The following is a 15,856-nucleotide window of genomic DNA, read 5'->3' on the forward strand; positions in this document are numbered from 1 at the left end:
AATCACTTTAGTAATTGGGGATCAATAGTTTTTATAGCTGCGATTTACGCATTTAGATCATGTAGTTTCAATTATCTTTTCTTCAAGATCTTATATTCTTCATAACAGCCACTGATAGCGTCCATGATTTGAAGGTCATTTGCGGTTTGGATAAAGGATTCTGAGTAATTACAACGTTGCAATATTTCGGGTATTTCTTTTTTATCGATCCCAAGAAGTACAGCAAGAGTTTCTCTGTCAAACTTAGATTCCAACAGGTTACGCACTGTATCGTCTTTCTTCATTTCCTTGAGTTTTTTTAACTCATTTGGGTTTTTACCAAAGAAATTATAAAGTAGATCTGTAGGGTTGAAAATGGATCCAAGTACTCTTCCAAATGCATTTGGTGAATATTCACCTGCTTCATATCCATGGGTTAATCCAGAAATACTATAGCGGTAATTTTCACTTGTGGGAATTGTTTTTGAATCTACCTCAAGATATCCTGTTAAGTTAAAGGGCCTGATGACAATTTCTTCAAGCGCAATAGCTCGTTCGGTTAGAAAGATCTTGGCGACTTTATTTTTTATCCAGTCATTCGTCACCTTAACTCTCAGTGATTGAAACCCTAATAGGGAAATATGCAAGGTGTCGGTTGGTTGTACATCAATTTCAAAATAACCGTTAGCATCTGTTCGCGCTCCTCTAACCTTATTGATATTAATGATATTTGCATTAATCAACGCTGACTTAGTGTTGTCGTTATAGATAAAACCGGATACTTTTTGGGAGGGAACTATCTCTTGAGCTGAAGCGCTTAGGGATAGTGCTAAAAAAAAGAAAACTATAAAATATTTCATAAACTGATTTAAAACTTTAAAAGTAGTAAAACAGGATTGAATATTTTATAGTTCTCTTATATAATTACAAGAAAATTAACAGTAAATGTTAGTCTCTTCTTGGTCTTCTTGGTCTAGGTGAGTCACCAAAACTTTCAGAACGTCTAGGAGCTCTGTCTGAAGAACCTTCACCTCTAGGAGCTGAACTTCTTCCGCCAAAGCCACCTTCTCTTGGAGCTGAGTTTCTGTCGCTTCTACCACCGCCTGAACCTTCTCTTCTTGGTGCAAAACTACCTTCTCTTCTTGGAGCAGAACTTCTTCCGCCTCCAAAACCACCACCACCAGAATTTCTTCCGTTGTGATCACGTCTTCCGCCACCATCATTTTTAGAAATTTCAACATTGATACGACGTCCTTCTAATTGTACGTTGTTCAATACTTCCATAACTTTATCTGTGTGCTCAGGGTCTGTGTTAAAGAAAGAGAAACCTTCTTTTACGTCTACTTTGAAAACGTCATCACGACCTAAGTCCAATGTCTCTTTCAAGTAGTCTTTCAATGACATCCAATCGAAGTTATCTCTAGAACCTATGTTCACAAAATACCTTGTTGCACCACCATTGTTATTTTCTCTTGGAGCACCATCTCTATCATCACGTCTATCAGAACCTGAAGATTGATTAGAGATATCTCTAGTTTTTTTATAATAGTTGATGAAACGGTTGAATTCAACTGAAACCATTTTCTTGATTAACTCTTCTTTCGATAAGTCTTCAAGTACGCTATTAATTGCAGGAAGATAGTTGTCAATTTCATGATCAACTTCTACATCTTTAATTTTATTAGCTAAGTGTAATAACTGTGTTTCGCAGATTTCGATTCCTGAAGGAACTGTTTTTTCTTCGAATTTTTGCTTGATGATTCTTTCAATAGAAGAAATCTTACGCAATTCGCTTTTAGTTACAATTACAATAGAAGTACCTAATTTACCAGCACGACCAGTACGACCTGAACGGTGAGTATAAGTTTCTATTTCGTCAGGTAGTTGATAGTTCACTACGTGAGTAATGTTATCAACGTCAATTCCACGTGCTGCAACATCAGTAGCTACAAGCATCTGAATTTGTCTTCCTCTAAAAGATTTCATTACACCATCACGTTGCGCTTGAGATAAATCTCCGTGCAATGCAGCAGCGCTATACCCATCTTCCACTAATTTCTCAGCAACAGCTTGTGTATCTCTTTTGGTACGACAAAAAACTACTGAAAATATATCTGGATTAGCATCAGCTAAACGTTTCAAAGCTTCGTAACGGTCACGTGCGTTTACAAGGTAAAACTCATGTGAAACTGTTGCAGAACCTGAATTCTTAGCTCCTACTGTAATTTCAATAGGATCTTTCATGAATTGTTTTCCAATTCTAGCTACTTCTGCAGGCATTGTAGCCGAAAATAACCATGTATTTTTTTCGTCTGGCGTAGTGGATAGGATGTTTACGATATCTTCGTAGAAACCCATGTTCAACATTTCGTCAGCTTCATCTAGAATACAATAATCGATTTGAGAAATGTTTACCAATCCTCTGTTAATCATATCTTGCATTCTTCCTGGAGTCGCCACAATAATTTGTGCGCCTCTCTTAATTTCTCTTGCTTGATCTGTTATGCTAGCTCCTCCGTAAATTGCTACCACATTAATACCTTTTTCGTATTTAGAGTAGTTTTTAATTTCGTTGGTAATCTGCAAACAAAGTTCGCGTGTTGGAGATAAAATTAATGCTTGTGTATTTCTGTTGTTGGCATCAATTTTCTGAATAACTGGAAATCCAAATGCTGCCGTTTTCCCTGTCCCTGTCTGAGCCAACGCAACCATATCTGTGTCTTTTTCCAATAATAGGGGAATCGCTTTCTCCTGTACTTCGGTCGGATTCTCAAATCCTAGATCTAAAATCGCCTTCAGTAACGATTCACTCAATCCTAATTGTTCAAATTTATTCATATGTGTTTTTAAAATAGGGTGCAAAAGTACTGTTAATAGTTGAGATAAACTAATGCTGTTTCAAGTTTCGCTATTTTATTAATGTGTGATTATCAGAAAGTTAGATTTTTAATTTTAGATTTAGGACTTTGAATTTAGTGTTTGAGGAATAAATTACGGCACAAATAGTGAAAACTGAATTAAAAATGTTGAGTTTTAATACTTACATTTCATTTTTCAAAAAGCTGATTAATAGTTGTGTGGCCTTACCCCTATGACTGATCTGATTTTTTATTTCAGACGGTATTTCAGCGAAAGTTTCTTGATAGCCTTCAGGTTGGAAGATTGGATCATAGCCAAAACCTTCACTTCCAGCTTTTGCTAAGGTGATTTGACCTTGAGCTATACCGGTAAAAAGATGTTGCTTTCCATTTAGGTTCAAAGTAACTACCGTTTTGAACTGGGCATTTCGATTGGATTGATTAGATAAGGCTTGCAATAATTTATCCATATTGTCTTCAGAACTGCGTTGTTCGCCTGCATATCGGGCAGAAAATACTCCTGGAGCACCGTTTAGCGCTTCCACTTCCAGTCCTGTGTCATCTGCAAAGCAATCGTAGCCATACTTTTCGGTTACGTAATTGGCTTTTAAAATAGAATTTCCTTCAATAGTATCTGCTGTTTCCAGGATTTCCTCATAGCAACCAATGTCCTCCAAGCTAACTATTTCTATTGTAGCGGGAAGCTGTTGCTGAAATTCCTTGATTTTGTTTTTGTTATTTGAAGCGAAGACGAGTTTCATTTGTTTTTATTTTGGATCTATCAAAGGTATGTTTTTTTAAGTAGTCCTAACAAGGGTAAGTAATCCTAGCTATTATATGATTCTCATAGTAGAGCTATCGGAGTTGGACTGTCAATGTAGGAGCTATGGTATTCCGTAGAGTCTATTTTAAACGAGTTAAGCCAATATTTAAACATTGTATTAGAGATTTTTATGTTGTTAGTAGTGTTGTCTTTGAGTCGAATTTTGGTTCGTTATCGATTTTGCCCATCTGCAAAGAGTACCTTATTTAACAGTCAGTTGTATCGAAAGGTATAAATTGATGTTGATAAATCAAAGTCTGAAGGGGAGGTCTGTAACAAGACTTTCTTTTTTTACGCATCGTAGGACTTCGGTCTTTCCTTATGATCGCTCCTTGAAGAGTATCGCGAAAAAAAATAAAAACGGACTGAATTGGTAGTAATAATTTAAACAAGGATAAATAAAATTGACGATTGCTTAAAGCATTATATTCATGGAGTTAATCATTAGTTAAAAGCCTGATTCGTACTTTCTTTACTTGAGTTATTTGTATCTTTGATATGTGGTTTTGATTAGTTATTTGTTTATGTCAATCTTCACATGAGAATGGCAATTCAATATTCAGCGATACGCATTTATTGTATGAGTTGACAATGGTAAATCAAAACTAACAATTGGAGGGCTTTCATAGCCCTCCTTTTTTTGTGACGGATATCTGTTTTTTAGTATGGGGTAACACGTCCAAAGTTATCTGGGATATATAAATTAGACAGGTACGTAAATTCATCAACACGCATAAAAATACCACTATCAACTTCGTTATAGCTTGATTTTTCCTCTGCGGCAAGAAGTTCATTCGCTGCATGCAAAGTATTTTTATAGAAATGGAAAACCCGTTCTGATTTATCTGTCGTAATCAATCTTCTTTAACATTTTATCTTGAGTAGCAATTCCTGTAGGACTAGTACTGTTGTTGCATCGTAATGCCTTAATACAACCCAAGGAGAACATGAAGCCTCTGGCGCTATTGCAGATATCTGCTCCTATTACTACTGCTGTAAGTATGGAGTAGCCTGAGATTATTTTTCCGCTGCAGATTACTCGTATTTTTGTCTCGAATATCCAACTTGATCAATGTTTTGTTTACGAAGATTAGTGCGGGATCAAAAGGCATTCCCACGCTATCCGAAAATTCCAATGATGCAGCTCCCGTTACGCCCTCAGCTCCATCAATAGTTATAAAATCCGGAAAACAATTCTGCAGAATCATTTCTTGGTAAATCAATTCAAACTCGTTGGTCTGTACGATGCACAGTTTAAAGCCAATGTTTTTTTTCATTTGATAATTCGCGTAACAAAGTGACGAACTTTATTAAGTTCTTGGCATAATGAAATACGCTGCGGCTAGGATAGGAAAGAATGGCTGTATCTGGTTTTACTCCATTTATTTTTGCGATTTGCTCTCTGCTTTTTTCTGCAGACAAGAGGCCTACATAACCTAGTTTTGCCCCGTTTAATAATTTTATTTCAATCATTTTTACAAATGGTGGTTGGCTTTTTTGATAAATTTTTCACCATTAAAATTTCCATTATCACTGCGGCAACTAAAATATCCGGTACCAGTATGAAATGGTACGTTATCGCCTTGTGCGAGAAATTCAGTTACACCGCCTTCCACTTTGTTATGGTAGAAACTTCCTTTTAGCGCTCCTTTATTGAGTGCTACAATTTCATTTTCTCTCAAGGAGCAAAACTCATAGCAGAAATATTTAATAAAAAAGCCGAATAGTATTGTATACAATCTTGCCCTCTCAACAGAACTGTGGGGAAATCATGGGTAACATAAACCGGAAAGACAGAATATTTTATGCTTTAGTAATTTGATTAGTTAATTCCCAATTTTGTTCCAAAGGGAGTAGTGGGATCAATATATTTAGCTCTTTGATAAGCAAGAGCATGTTCATTTCTTAAAAACGGTTTTCCATTAGTATTTCTTTCAATAAAATATTGCTGTATCTCGGGGGCAATAGTTTCAAAAGAATATCTAAAATAGCCCAAAAACAGAAAAATTTCTAAGAATGGTAAACCTAGTTTGGATGCTGTTGAAAAAGCCAATAATTAAAAGTAGTGCTAAAATAGCGGGGAAGACCAATCCGTTGCAGTGATAGAAATGGGTTGCCATATATATAAAAAAGGCAGCGCGCCCAAAGGCAAAAAATTTATTCTCGTATAAAAGGTTTTTATCGCTACTATTTTAATAAGAATATAAGTTCTTTCATATATATAATTATTATAAAAAAATGTTATAAATTTCGCACACTCGGAAACGAATAGATAAAAAACTAAAAAATTGTTTTCTACGTAGATAATAGTATCAGTGAATAGAATAAAATATAAGAATGAAAAAATATACCGCGACTAGAAATGCTTTTATGATTTTCTTTGTAATATTCATTTCGACGAACACGTATTCACAATATGTATTTCAGGGTGATGCATTGCCTGAAAAAATATCGTTGCATACGTATACCTCCATCACGGATGTTGGTCAGAAAGATTTGGATATTCAATTTGTAATAACACATTACGACACATTGAATCCTACCGCTTTAAAAACTGAAAATGATGATTTAGGTTTTTCCCAAAATAATTTTTGGGCAAAATTGGCACTTCAAAACCCAACCGATTCAGAGTTAAATTATTATTTGGAAACAGCACTGCCGATAACCGATCTTGCCGAGTTGTATATAATTGATGAAGTTTCTGGTAAAATTTTGAAAGCGGTAAGTGGAGATATCTTACCTTTTTCTAAACGAACATACGATAATCGTAAGACGATTTTTAAAATTAACATTCAGCCTAAAGCGAACTTAAAATTATTTTTGCATTTAAAAAGTGATGGGGAAGTACTCAAAATTCCAGTAATTTTGCACTCTGCAGATAGTTTTATAGAGATGGTTTCTTTTGAGCAATTAATTTTCGGGTTTTTTTACGGCATTTTGGCAATTGTAGCTATTATTTACTTTTTTTTCTTTTTTGCCTTACGGAATTTCACCTTTTTATATTACAGTCTCTATGTTATTTTTGTGGGGCTCTTGCAATTCGCTTTAGATGGTTTTTTCTATGAGTTTGTGACTCCCGATGCAGGATGGTTTTCCAACCATTCAGTGCTTTTAATTGCGATAATTGCAGTTTTTTTATCTGGAAAATATAGCGAAGTGTTTTTGAAAATAAAAAAGCACAGCAAAATGATTTACATTTTGTTTAACGTAGCATATGTACTGCTATTTTCGTTACTGATGTGTGTGGTTTTTTTTCCATCACTTTTGTTACTATGTTACCTTTTGGTAAACATACTGACATTAGTGTTCCTGGTGTTGATTGTGTACTCTATAATGTACCTGTATTACAAAAGGAAACCAGTAGACTCTTTTTTCTCGGCTGGTATTCTGTTTCTGATTCTAGGGTTTAGCGTATTCATATTGCATAATTTTGGGTTACTACCCAATAATTTTTTAACTCAAAACAGTTCTAAATTAGGTATTGGAATAGAAATTATTTTTCTATCACTTTCAATGTCTAATTTAATAAGAAATTTGAAAAATGAAAAAAATGAACTGAATCGAATCGCTTTGGTTCGTTCAGAAGAAATGAATGATCTAAAGACTTATTTTTTATCTAATATCAGTCATGAGTTGCGAACCCCTTTAAATGCTATTATGAATTTAACAGATTCTATTTCTAGTGAAGTAGAGGATGAAAGTATCAAAAATAAATGCCAAGTCATCAAATATTCGTCCCATAGTTTGCTAAGCTCCGTAAATGATATTTTAGATTTTTCCAAAATTGAAAAAGGAGAATTGAAATTAGTAAAAAGACCATTTAGCCCAATGAAAGTATTACAGGGTTTAAAAAATAATATGGAGATACGAGCGAAAGAGAAAGGATTGGATTTTCAATTTTCGATCTCAAAGAATATTCCTGCAGTTCTCAACGGAGATGAAAACAGATTAGTGCAGGTTTTGAATAACGTGCTAAGTAATGCCCTTAAATTCACACCCAGGGGCTTTTTAATTTTTGATGTCGGTGTTCTGGTAAAGGAGGGCAATAAGGTAAGTTTAATAATGAAGATTTCGGACTCGGGGGTTGGGATACCAAAAGAAAAAATAGACAGTATTTTTGATTCTTTTTCTCAAAATAATATTGATAATAAAAGAAAATTTGGAGGACTTGGCTTAGGTTTGTTTATTGTAAAGACATTGGTGGATATGCAGGGCGGAGTAATAAAAATGGAAAGTGGAGTGGGTAAAGGCACTAGCTGTGAAATCACAATTGATTTTGATATTGTCGAATCACAAAGAAGTGAAGTAGAATCTTCGAAACCCGCTATTTATGACTTAGGTGGGAAAACTATTTTAGTAGTCGAAGATAATGCGATGAATCAGATGGTAATTAAAATGATTACAAAAAAATGGTTGAACACAACTGTGTTATATGCCAATAATGGCCAGGAAGGATTGGATGTATTTAAAACAAATAAAATTGATATTGTTTTAATGGATCTCCAAATGCCGGTTATGGACGGTTATGAAGCTACAATCGCGATAAGAAATGGTGAAGTAGGAGCGGAAAATGCGACCATTCCTATTATTGCGGTAACAGCTGATGTCATGGAAAGCACAAAATCACGCACAGCAGAAATAGGAATGAACCACTATTTATCTAAGCCAGTTAAAAAAGAAGCTTTATATGATATCATTAAAGAATTAGCCTAACTGAAGCGTAACCGCACAAAAACGTGTTTAATTCCTTTTTTTTCTGATTCCCTTTCGTCAATTTCCAGAATATCTGTCAGGGATTTTAACATCGGAGTCAATTTTGCAAAACCATAATTTCGTGGATCAAACTCGGGTTTTCTTTTTACGATAAGATTTCCGACATCACCAAGAAAAGCCCAGCCGTCATCATCACAAATATCTTCTATTGTAGATTCAATCAGTTCTATGGTCTGCGTGTCTATTTTGTTTAATGATTTCTCAACAGGTTTTTCAACAGGTTTTCCAGCCGTTTTTCCGGCTGGTTTTTTAGTATCTGTAGAACTAGAACGTTTTTTTGCTTTTTTCTGAATAGCGCCATCCAAAACTTCGATATAAATAAATCGATCACAAGCAACAATAAAGGAATTAGGTGTTTTTTTCTCTCCAATTCCAATAACTTTCATGCCAGATTCTCTTAATCGTATGGCTAATCGAGTAAAATCAGAATCACTAGAAACGATACAAAATCCATCTACTTTGTCAGAATACAATAAATCCATGGCGTCAATAATCATCGCTGAATCTGAAGAATTTTTTCCAACGGTGTAACTGTATTGTTGAATGGGTGTGATTGCATGTTCTAACAAAACGGTTTTCCATCCTGCTGCATTTGGCTTAGTCCAATCGGCATATATCCGTTTGGTTGTAGGTGTTCCATATTTAGCAATTTCTTCCATCATTCCTTTTACATTGCTATAAGGAACATTGTCTGCGTCTATGAGGACCGCAAGTTTTAATTCTTTTGTATCTTGTGCCATATTTTAATCGAATTGAAATATTTGTTCAAAGGTACAAAGTTTATTATTGAAAACGAATTTTTGCCGTTCTCGCCGTAGTATACCGGCCGTTTTTGAGAGGGAAAAGTGTAGCGCGCGAGGCGGGTACTAAAAAAAAGTGACATAAAATCCTTTTTTAAGATTTAAATATTTATTTTTGCAACTTCTTAAAATTAAAATTATTACTTAAATATATTATGGTAAAAGATTTATTCGAAAGGATTCAGAACAATAAAGGACCATTAGGGAAATGGGCTTCGCAAGCGGAGGGATATTTTGTTTTTCCTAAGTTAGAAGGTGAATTAGGTCCTAGAATGCAGTTTGGTGGAAAAGAGGTTTTGAACTGGAGTTTGAATGACTATTTAGGTTTAGCGAATCACCCAGAGGTGAGAAAAGCAGACGCCGATGCAGCGAGTGAATATGGTGCAGCGTACCCTATGGGAGCGAGAATGATGAGTGGTCATACAAAATACCATGAGCAATTAGAGAATGAATTGGCTGCTTTTGTGATGAAAGAATCTGCTTATTTATTGAATTTTGGGTACCAGGGAATTATGTCAACAATTGACGCATTGGTTACAAAAAATGATGTAATTGTTTATGATGTTGATGCTCATGCCTGTATTATTGATGGTGTTCGTTTGCATATGGGGAAACGTTTTACATACCGTCACAATGATCTTGCGAGTATGGAAAAGAACTTAGAACGTGCTACTAAATTAGCTGAAGTAACAGGAGGAGGAATTCTTTTTATTACTGAAGGTGTTTTTGGAATGCGCGGTCAACAAGGTAAATTGAAAGAGATTGTTGCGATGAAGCAAAAGTTCAATTTCCGTTTACTGGTTGATGATGCACATGGTTTTGGTACACTAGGAAAAACAGGTGCTGGGGCAGGTGAGGAGCAAGGAGTTCAAGGTGATATTGATGTTTATTTTTCGACTTTTGCAAAATCAATGGCTAATATTGGTGCTTTTATTGCAGCTGATAAAGACATTATTGATTATCTAAAATACAACTTACGTTCTCAAATGTTTGCCAAAGCACTACCGATGATTCAGGTAATTGGTTCATTGAAGCGTTTAGATTTGTTGCGTAATCATCCAGAATTAAAAGATAAACTTTGGGAGAATGTTAATGCTTTACAAAGCGGTTTAAGAAGCAGAGGATTTAATATTGGGGACACAAATACTTGTGTTACACCTGTTTATCTTGAAGGAAGTGTTCCGGAAGCTATGGTAATGGTAAATGATTTGAGAGAAAATCATGGTATTTTCTTGTCGATTGTGATTTACCCTGTGATTCCAAAAGGAATGATTTTATTACGAGTAATTCCAACAGCTCCTCATACATTGGCTGATATTGACGAGACTCTAGTTGCTTTTGAAGCTATTCGCGAAAAATTAGAAAACGGTACTTATAAAGAAATTGCATCAAAAACGAAAGTCGATTTAGACGCATAATATTTAGTTAGCTTGCAGTGGTTAATTTTTATTGATCAGTCGCAAATTAACACATACAAACCCTACAGATTATTGAAATCTATAGTGTTTATCGATAAACGAAAAAATCCATTCATTTTTATGAATGGATTTTTTTTATTTATAGTTGTATTCTAAAAAAAAAGGATTGCTAAAACTTAATGCCAATCACTTTTTTTAAAGATCTTTCCTGAAAGTTTTTCTTCTGCAGCTAATTTCTGTGTTAAAATGTTTCCATAGGTTATGAACTGCTGTGTTATCCGCAAGTTCAGGTGTACGGAAACAATTTACTACTCCTCTTTCTTTGAAAGTATGGTAGTATTCGTTGAAAATGATGGCTGTGACCGCCTTATTTTGATAATCAGGATGAACACCAATTAAATAGAAAACCACGTCTTTACTCTGTCTTTTAGCTTTGAGTAAATGTATAAAACCGAAAGGAAATAATTTTCCTTTTGTTTTTTGTAACGCTTTGGAAAAGGAAGGCATAACAATGCTGAAAGCAACAATATTATGGTCTTTGTCTTCTACAAATTTAATATACTCAGGATTGATTAAGCTGATGTATTTTTTCTTAAAATATTCTTTTTGTATGTCAGTTATGGCTACAAAAGATGATAATGAAGCATAAGATTCATTGAATAAATCAAACATTTTATCCACATATGGCATTACCTCTTTAGTTGTCTTAAAATTTAGCGGAGTTAGTTGGTATCTTCTTTTCACCAAGTCATTTGCCTTCTCGAAAAACTCCGGTTTTACATTTGTAAAAGGAAATTTACTTTCGATATATTCTTTCTCCATTCTATAACCCAACTGTTCAAAATGGGTAGCGTAGTAAGGGTGGTTGTACCAGGTAATCATTGTTCCTAATTGGTCAAAGCCTTCGGTAAGGACTCCTACTTTATCCAAATTTGAAAAGCCCATGGGGCCTTCTACATATTCGAGACTGTTTTTTCTTCCTAATTCATAGACTTTTTCTAAAAGAGCTTTTGTGACTTCGATATCATCAATTACATCAAACCAGCCAAAACGGACTTTCTTTTTCTGTTGATCATTCACCTCGCTCCAATTGACAATCGCCGTAACTCGTCCCACAATTTCATTGTTCCTATAGGCAAGGAAAAAATAAGCTTCAGCATTCTCGAAAGCCGGATTTTTCTTTTTGTCAAAGGACTCTAGCTCATCTGCAATAATGGGTGGGACCCAGAATTCGTTGTCTTTATATAGGGAAAATGGAAATTTGATATAATCCGTTAATTCACTTTTTGTAATCGCTTCTTTTATAGTAATCATTATAGTTGTTTATTGTGTAGATTCAATTTCGTCTTTTCGTTTTTTATTCTTCTTTTCTACTTTCTTCTCCGCCTTTGATTTAGAATTGTCTCCGCTATCAATGCTGATTCGCACTTCTTTATAGTTCGCATCATAGCGCCAAGAAAATCCAATACCTCCATAAAGTACCGTTGGTGTGTCTTTGAAATTTGTGCTTAGTGATGCGTCTATTTGCATGTCTTTGTTTAAAAGGTAGGCAGCGCCTCCTCGAAGAATAGCATCGCTGTAAAAATCACTTTTAAAGCCTTGGTTTTCAACAAATCCGGACCATTTATCATTGAATCCTTTCGTGAGTGTCAACACATAACCGTAACTTGGATAATCAGTAGCAATATAATCAGCTATTATGTTTGTGACGAATACCCATGTTCCATCACCCAGATGATTTTGAGTGATTAGCATTGCCTTTGGGGAAATACTGGCGTAAGGAGAAAAATAATACGGATTGTCTTTCATGGTAAAGTTTGCACCGGCAAATACGGAGACAGCCGGGATTAATTGATGCCAATTGAAAGAGTGATTGGCTTTCCAACTGTAAATGTTTATGTTCTTCTCGTAATTTTTAAACGGGTCGTAGATGAGGTATTTTGCACCTAAAACAGTTTGCTTCAGAGCTGACTTTTTGGTAGTGCTGTATGGGGTGGTAAAATTTTCGTTTTGGTATTGTAGATCGGCTATTAATTCCAACTTCTCCAATAATGCTCCGTATCGTAAAGTCAGGTCTAACCCGAAACCGGTAGCATCATATTCCAATAAACGGTGGTTTTCTTTGATTCCGTAAACTCCTGTTTCCACTTGTATAACTGACTTTCCGACTGCAAAGGCAGACATGGTTTCGCCGGGTCTGTTTGAATTAATCTGATCAGTATGTTGCCCGTAATTAATTATTGGAGACATAAAAATAACTGCAGCAAGTATTATTTTAAGTTTTGACATATTGTTTTCGTGTTTAAAAGTAATAACGCTGTTCAAATGTACTATATTTTATCATTTATTTAAGAATGATATTTTAATTTTGTCCCGAAATTTCAGCTTGGTTTTATTATTTTTGCTAAAAAATATTTAATTATGCAAACTGCATCCTTTACGGGTTTTATAAGAGTACTGTTTTATATTCTAGCTTTCTATTATATTTTTAAGTTTTTGGCAAAATTACTTTTGCCTTTATTAGTTAAAAAAGTGGTAAAGAAAGCAGGGGAGAATTATCAGCAGCAGCAACAAAAGTCACAAGATACTTCGTGGAAAAAAGGGCAATCCAGTGATGAAATAATATATAACGACTCAAATTCTAAAAAACCACGAGAGACCAAAAAAGTAGGAGATTATGTCGATTACGAAGAAATAGATTAGATTTGTCTTGGTTAACATTCTCTTAATTTAAAAAAAAAAATAAAACGCCGTAAATTTGAAAATTATAAATAAATTTTACCCACACGCTTTAGTTGTTCTTGGTTTTGTCCTCGTTTCTTTAATCTATTTTTTTCCCGTTTTACAGGGAAAACAAATCTACCAATCTGATATTGCTCAATATACTGGTATGGCCAAAGAGCAAAATGACTTTAGAGCTGCTGAACATGTTGAGCCCTATTGGACAAACAGTGCTTTTGGCGGGATGCCTACCTATCAATTAGGGGCCAAGTATCCCTATGATTATATAGGGGCAATAGATGACGCATTGCGATTTTTACCTCGTCCTGCTGATTATTTATTTTTATACTTCTTGGGGTTTTATGGACTATTATTAGTTTTAAAAACAGATCCACTAAAAGCCTTTTTTGGAGCTTTAGCGTTTGGGTTCTCTACTTATTTGATCATTATACTTGGTGTGGGACATAATTCCAAAGCGCATGCTATTGCCTATATGCCACTCGTGATTGCAGGGTTTATATTAGTTTTTAGGAAAAAATATGTTCTGGGTGGTTTACTGACCATGTTTGCGACAGCATTGGAAATTAATGCCAATCACTTTCAAATGACCTATTATTTATTAATCTTCTTATTGATATTATCGGCTTATTTTATCTATTTGGATATTAAAGAGAAAGCATATAAACCACTTTTAAACGCTCTTGGTGTTCTCGCAATTGCCGGAATATTTGCCATTGGCGCCAATGCGACAAACTTATTAGCAACTGCAGAATATGCCAGTTTCAGTACAAGGGGTAAAAGTGAATTAAGTTTCAATCCTGATGGTTCAAAAAACACTTCTTCAAGTGCTATGACTAAGGATTACATTACCGAATATAGTTATGGCCTAGCAGAAAGTTTTAATTTGATCGCCCCAAGGCTTTTTGGTGGGTCAAACCATGAGGCACTCGGAAAAGATAGTAAAATGTACGAGTTCATGCTTGGTCAGGGTGTTCCCGAAGGGCAAGCAGCTGATTATGTAAAGGGAATGCCGACTTATTGGGGAGACCAGCCTATAGTAGCAGCACCAGCTTATATTGGGATTGTAGTTTTCTTTTTGGGAATTATCGCTTTATTTATTGATGAACGAAAAATAAAATACGTTTTTCTTTCTGGAGCCTTTACTGCTTTGTTACTTTCTTGGGGTAAAAACTTCCCTGCACTGACCGATTTCTTTATAGACTATGTGCCAATGTACAATAAGTTTAGAGCCGTCTCTTCGATACAGGTAATTTTAGAATTATGTTTTCCGGTTTTGGCAATTATGGGATTACAGTCGTTTTTTAAATTGGATAAAGAAATGCAATGGAAAGCACTATGGCGTTCATTAGCGGTAGCTTTAGGGCTAATTGTCGTTTTGTTTTTAAGCAAAAGTATGTTTAGCTTTTCAGGTGTCAATGACGAGTATTATCGAGAAAGTTACGGACCAGGGTTTGTGGATGCGCTTATAGGGGACAGGATGAGTTTATATAGTGCTGATTTGCTGCGATCCGGATTTTTCATCCTACTGGTAGCCGGAGTTCTTTGGTTATTTATAAAAAATAAAATAGCTCAAAATACCGCTATAATTCTTGTGGGATTATTTATGGTTTCCGATTTGTTTTTTGTTGATAAAAACTATGTCTCATCAAAAGATTTTGTCAGTGGAAGGGAAGTTGCTGTTCCTTTTCAGGAAACACCTTCAGATATTGAGATTCTAAAGGATACATCGCACTATCGTGTTTTTGAGGTCAGTGGTAATTTTTCGAGTGCGAGAGCCTCTTATTTCCATAAATCTATTGGGGGGTATCATGCCGCAAAACCGAGAAAAGTACAGCAGTTGTTTGATTATCAAATCGCTAAAAATAACATGGAAATTCTGAACATGTTGAATGTTAAATACATTATTCAGACTAATAAAGAGGGGAAAGAATTTCCAACTATAAACCCAAATGCTAACGGGAATGCCTGGTTTGTAAATGATGTCAAATTAGTGAATAAGTCTAATAATGAAATGAAATTGCTGGACGAGCTGGATACTAAGAAAGCAGCTATTTTTAATATTCATCTTTATGGCGACAAATTTAAGAATGCCCGTTTAAAAAGAAATTTAGACACATCAGGAACGATTAAAATAGATATTTACAAGCCGAATTATATAAAATACACTTCCAATAATGAAAATGAAGGATTAGCGGTTTTCTCTGAAATCTACTATGAAAACGGATGGAATGCTTATGTTGACGGTGAGAAAACGGAACATTTCCCTGTTAATTATGTACTGCGAGCTATGATTGTACCCGGAGGGCAACATAGTATTGAATTCAAATTTGAGCCGCAAGTGATAAAAACGGGAAGTATCCTTACTTTGATTAGTGCTGTTGGTATGCTTTTGCTTTTAGTAGGAGGAGTTTATTATGAAAAAAAGAAAAGATTTAAGAATGTTGATTAACGTCTCGAAGCCTC

16 protein-coding genes are annotated in these 15,856 nt (G+C 35.0%); 4 read left to right on the forward strand and 12 right to left on the reverse strand.

Translation table 11 applies throughout. The features are described 5' to 3' along the window. Positions 1–71: 71 nt before the first annotated feature. The 9 genes from CXF59_RS08280 to CXF59_RS15370 all read right to left on the reverse strand — a co-directional run bounded on the left by CXF59_RS08280 (position 72) and on the right by CXF59_RS15370 (position 5,713). Complete coding sequence (locus tag CXF59_RS08280; RefSeq protein ID WP_101137347.1) at positions 72–839, reverse strand: carboxypeptidase-like regulatory domain-containing protein; 768 nt, start codon at positions 837–839, stop codon at positions 72–74. A gap of 88 nt (positions 840–927) precedes the next feature. Beyond that, positions 928–2,817, reverse strand: a complete 1,890-nt coding sequence (locus tag CXF59_RS08285; RefSeq protein WP_101137348.1) for a DEAD/DEAH box helicase — start codon at positions 2,815–2,817, stop codon at positions 928–930. Positions 2,818–3,019: 202 nt separating this feature from the next. Further along, positions 3,020–3,598 (reverse strand): non-canonical purine NTP diphosphatase, encoded by a 579-nt coding sequence (locus CXF59_RS08290; RefSeq protein WP_101137349.1) that lies wholly within the window; start codon positions 3,596–3,598, stop codon positions 3,020–3,022. 722 nt (positions 3,599–4,320) lie between these two features. Continuing rightward, positions 4,321–4,518 carry a hypothetical protein gene (locus CXF59_RS15345; protein WP_232758782.1) on the reverse strand — a complete coding sequence of 66 codons (198 nt, stop codon included), beginning with the start codon at positions 4,516–4,518 and terminating at the stop codon, positions 4,321–4,323. Then, a complete protein-coding gene (locus CXF59_RS15350) occupies positions 4,502–4,720 on the reverse strand; it encodes a glutamate synthase-related protein (RefSeq protein ID WP_369828549.1) in 219 nt (72 codons plus the stop codon). Before CXF59_RS15350 ends, CXF59_RS15345 begins: the two co-directional genes overlap by 17 nt. Next, entirely contained in the window at positions 4,623–4,937 is a 315-nt protein-coding gene (locus tag CXF59_RS15355) for a glutamate synthase-related protein (protein ID WP_232758784.1), read from the reverse strand. Before CXF59_RS15355 ends, CXF59_RS15350 begins: the two co-directional genes overlap by 98 nt. Beyond that, positions 4,915–5,133 carry a glutamate synthase-related protein gene (locus tag CXF59_RS15360; RefSeq protein WP_232758786.1) on the reverse strand — a complete coding sequence of 73 codons (219 nt, stop codon included), beginning with the start codon at positions 5,131–5,133 and terminating at the stop codon, positions 4,915–4,917. Before CXF59_RS15360 ends, CXF59_RS15355 begins: the two co-directional genes overlap by 23 nt. A 2-nt stretch (positions 5,134–5,135) precedes the next feature. After that, entirely contained in the window at positions 5,136–5,342 is a 207-nt protein-coding gene (locus tag CXF59_RS15365; protein WP_101137350.1) for a hypothetical protein, read from the reverse strand. A 140-nt stretch (positions 5,343–5,482) separates the two neighbouring features. Further along, positions 5,483–5,713: a hypothetical protein gene (locus tag CXF59_RS15370; protein ID WP_101137351.1), complete on the reverse strand. Its 231-nt coding sequence runs from the start codon at positions 5,711–5,713 to the stop codon at positions 5,483–5,485. Between the two features lie 284 nt (positions 5,714–5,997). On the opposite strand from CXF59_RS15370, the gene CXF59_RS08310 reads away from it, so the two are divergent. Next, positions 5,998–8,373, forward strand: a complete 2,376-nt coding sequence (locus tag CXF59_RS08310) for a hybrid sensor histidine kinase/response regulator (RefSeq protein ID WP_101137352.1) — start codon at positions 5,998–6,000, stop codon at positions 8,371–8,373. On the opposite strand, the gene CXF59_RS08315 is transcribed toward CXF59_RS08310, so the two are convergent. Continuing rightward, positions 8,370–9,173, reverse strand: a complete 804-nt coding sequence (locus tag CXF59_RS08315; protein ID WP_101137353.1) for an NYN domain-containing protein — start codon at positions 9,171–9,173, stop codon at positions 8,370–8,372. The genes CXF59_RS08310 and CXF59_RS08315 overlap by 4 nt on opposite strands. A 215-nt stretch (positions 9,174–9,388) precedes the next feature. Here CXF59_RS08315 and CXF59_RS08320 point away from each other — a divergent pair, with 215 nt between their 5' ends. Further along, positions 9,389–10,651: an aminotransferase class I/II-fold pyridoxal phosphate-dependent enzyme gene (locus CXF59_RS08320; protein WP_101137354.1), complete on the forward strand. Its 1,263-nt coding sequence runs from the start codon at positions 9,389–9,391 to the stop codon at positions 10,649–10,651. Between the two features lie 195 nt (positions 10,652–10,846). Here CXF59_RS08320 and CXF59_RS08325 read toward each other — a convergent pair whose 3' ends face one another. Further along, positions 10,847–11,965, reverse strand: coding sequence for a GTP cyclohydrolase (locus CXF59_RS08325; protein WP_101137355.1), 1,119 nt, complete (start codon positions 11,963–11,965; stop codon positions 10,847–10,849). Between the two features lie 9 nt (positions 11,966–11,974). Continuing rightward, on the reverse strand, positions 11,975–12,940 hold the full coding sequence (locus tag CXF59_RS08330) for a transporter (protein WP_198554656.1): 966 nt from the start codon (positions 12,938–12,940) through the stop codon (positions 11,975–11,977). 132 nt (positions 12,941–13,072) lie between these two features. Between CXF59_RS08330 and CXF59_RS08335 the strand changes: the two genes are divergently transcribed. Both CXF59_RS08335 and CXF59_RS08340 read left to right on the forward strand, forming a co-directional pair. Then, complete coding sequence (locus CXF59_RS08335) at positions 13,073–13,354, forward strand: DUF4834 family protein (RefSeq protein ID WP_101137356.1); 282 nt, start codon at positions 13,073–13,075, stop codon at positions 13,352–13,354. Between the two features lie 55 nt (positions 13,355–13,409). Further along, the gene (locus CXF59_RS08340; protein ID WP_101137357.1) at positions 13,410–15,842 is read left to right on the forward strand and encodes a YfhO family protein; all 2,433 of its coding nucleotides are present in this window, start codon (positions 13,410–13,412) and stop codon (positions 15,840–15,842) included. Positions 15,843–15,856: the final 14 nt, after the last annotated feature.

The organism is Flavobacterium sp. ALD4 (assembly GCF_002836475.1).
Taxonomy (GTDB): domain Bacteria; phylum Bacteroidota; class Bacteroidia; order Flavobacteriales; family Flavobacteriaceae; genus Flavobacterium.

What these genes read in the sequence shown, in the direction of transcription:
- CXF59_RS08280 (WP_101137347.1), bottom strand. Translation starts at nt 839, where the DNA reads ATGAAATATTTTATAGTTTTCTTTTTTTTAGCACTATCCCTAAGCGCT.
- CXF59_RS08285 (WP_101137348.1), bottom strand. Translation starts at nt 2,817, where the DNA reads ATGAATAAATTTGAACAATTAGGATTGAGTGAATCGTTACTGAAGGCG.
- CXF59_RS08290 (WP_101137349.1), bottom strand. Translation starts at nt 3,598, where the DNA reads ATGAAACTCGTCTTCGCTTCAAATAACAAAAACAAAATCAAGGAATTT.
- CXF59_RS15355 (WP_232758784.1), bottom strand. Translation starts at nt 4,937, where the DNA reads ATGAAAAAAAACATTGGCTTTAAACTGTGCATCGTACAGACCAACGAG.
- CXF59_RS15360 (WP_232758786.1), bottom strand. Translation starts at nt 5,133, where the DNA reads ATGATTGAAATAAAATTATTAAACGGGGCAAAACTAGGTTATGTAGGC.
- CXF59_RS08310 (WP_101137352.1), top strand. Translation starts at nt 5,998, where the DNA reads ATGAAAAAATATACCGCGACTAGAAATGCTTTTATGATTTTCTTTGTA.
- CXF59_RS08315 (WP_101137353.1), bottom strand. Translation starts at nt 9,173, where the DNA reads ATGGCACAAGATACAAAAGAATTAAAACTTGCGGTCCTCATAGACGCA.
- CXF59_RS08320 (WP_101137354.1), top strand. Translation starts at nt 9,389, where the DNA reads ATGGTAAAAGATTTATTCGAAAGGATTCAGAACAATAAAGGACCATTA.
- CXF59_RS08325 (WP_101137355.1), bottom strand. Translation starts at nt 11,965, where the DNA reads ATGATTACTATAAAAGAAGCGATTACAAAAAGTGAATTAACGGATTAT.
- CXF59_RS08330 (WP_198554656.1), bottom strand. Translation starts at nt 12,940, where the DNA reads ATGTCAAAACTTAAAATAATACTTGCTGCAGTTATTTTTATGTCTCCA.
- CXF59_RS08335 (WP_101137356.1), top strand. Translation starts at nt 13,073, where the DNA reads ATGCAAACTGCATCCTTTACGGGTTTTATAAGAGTACTGTTTTATATT.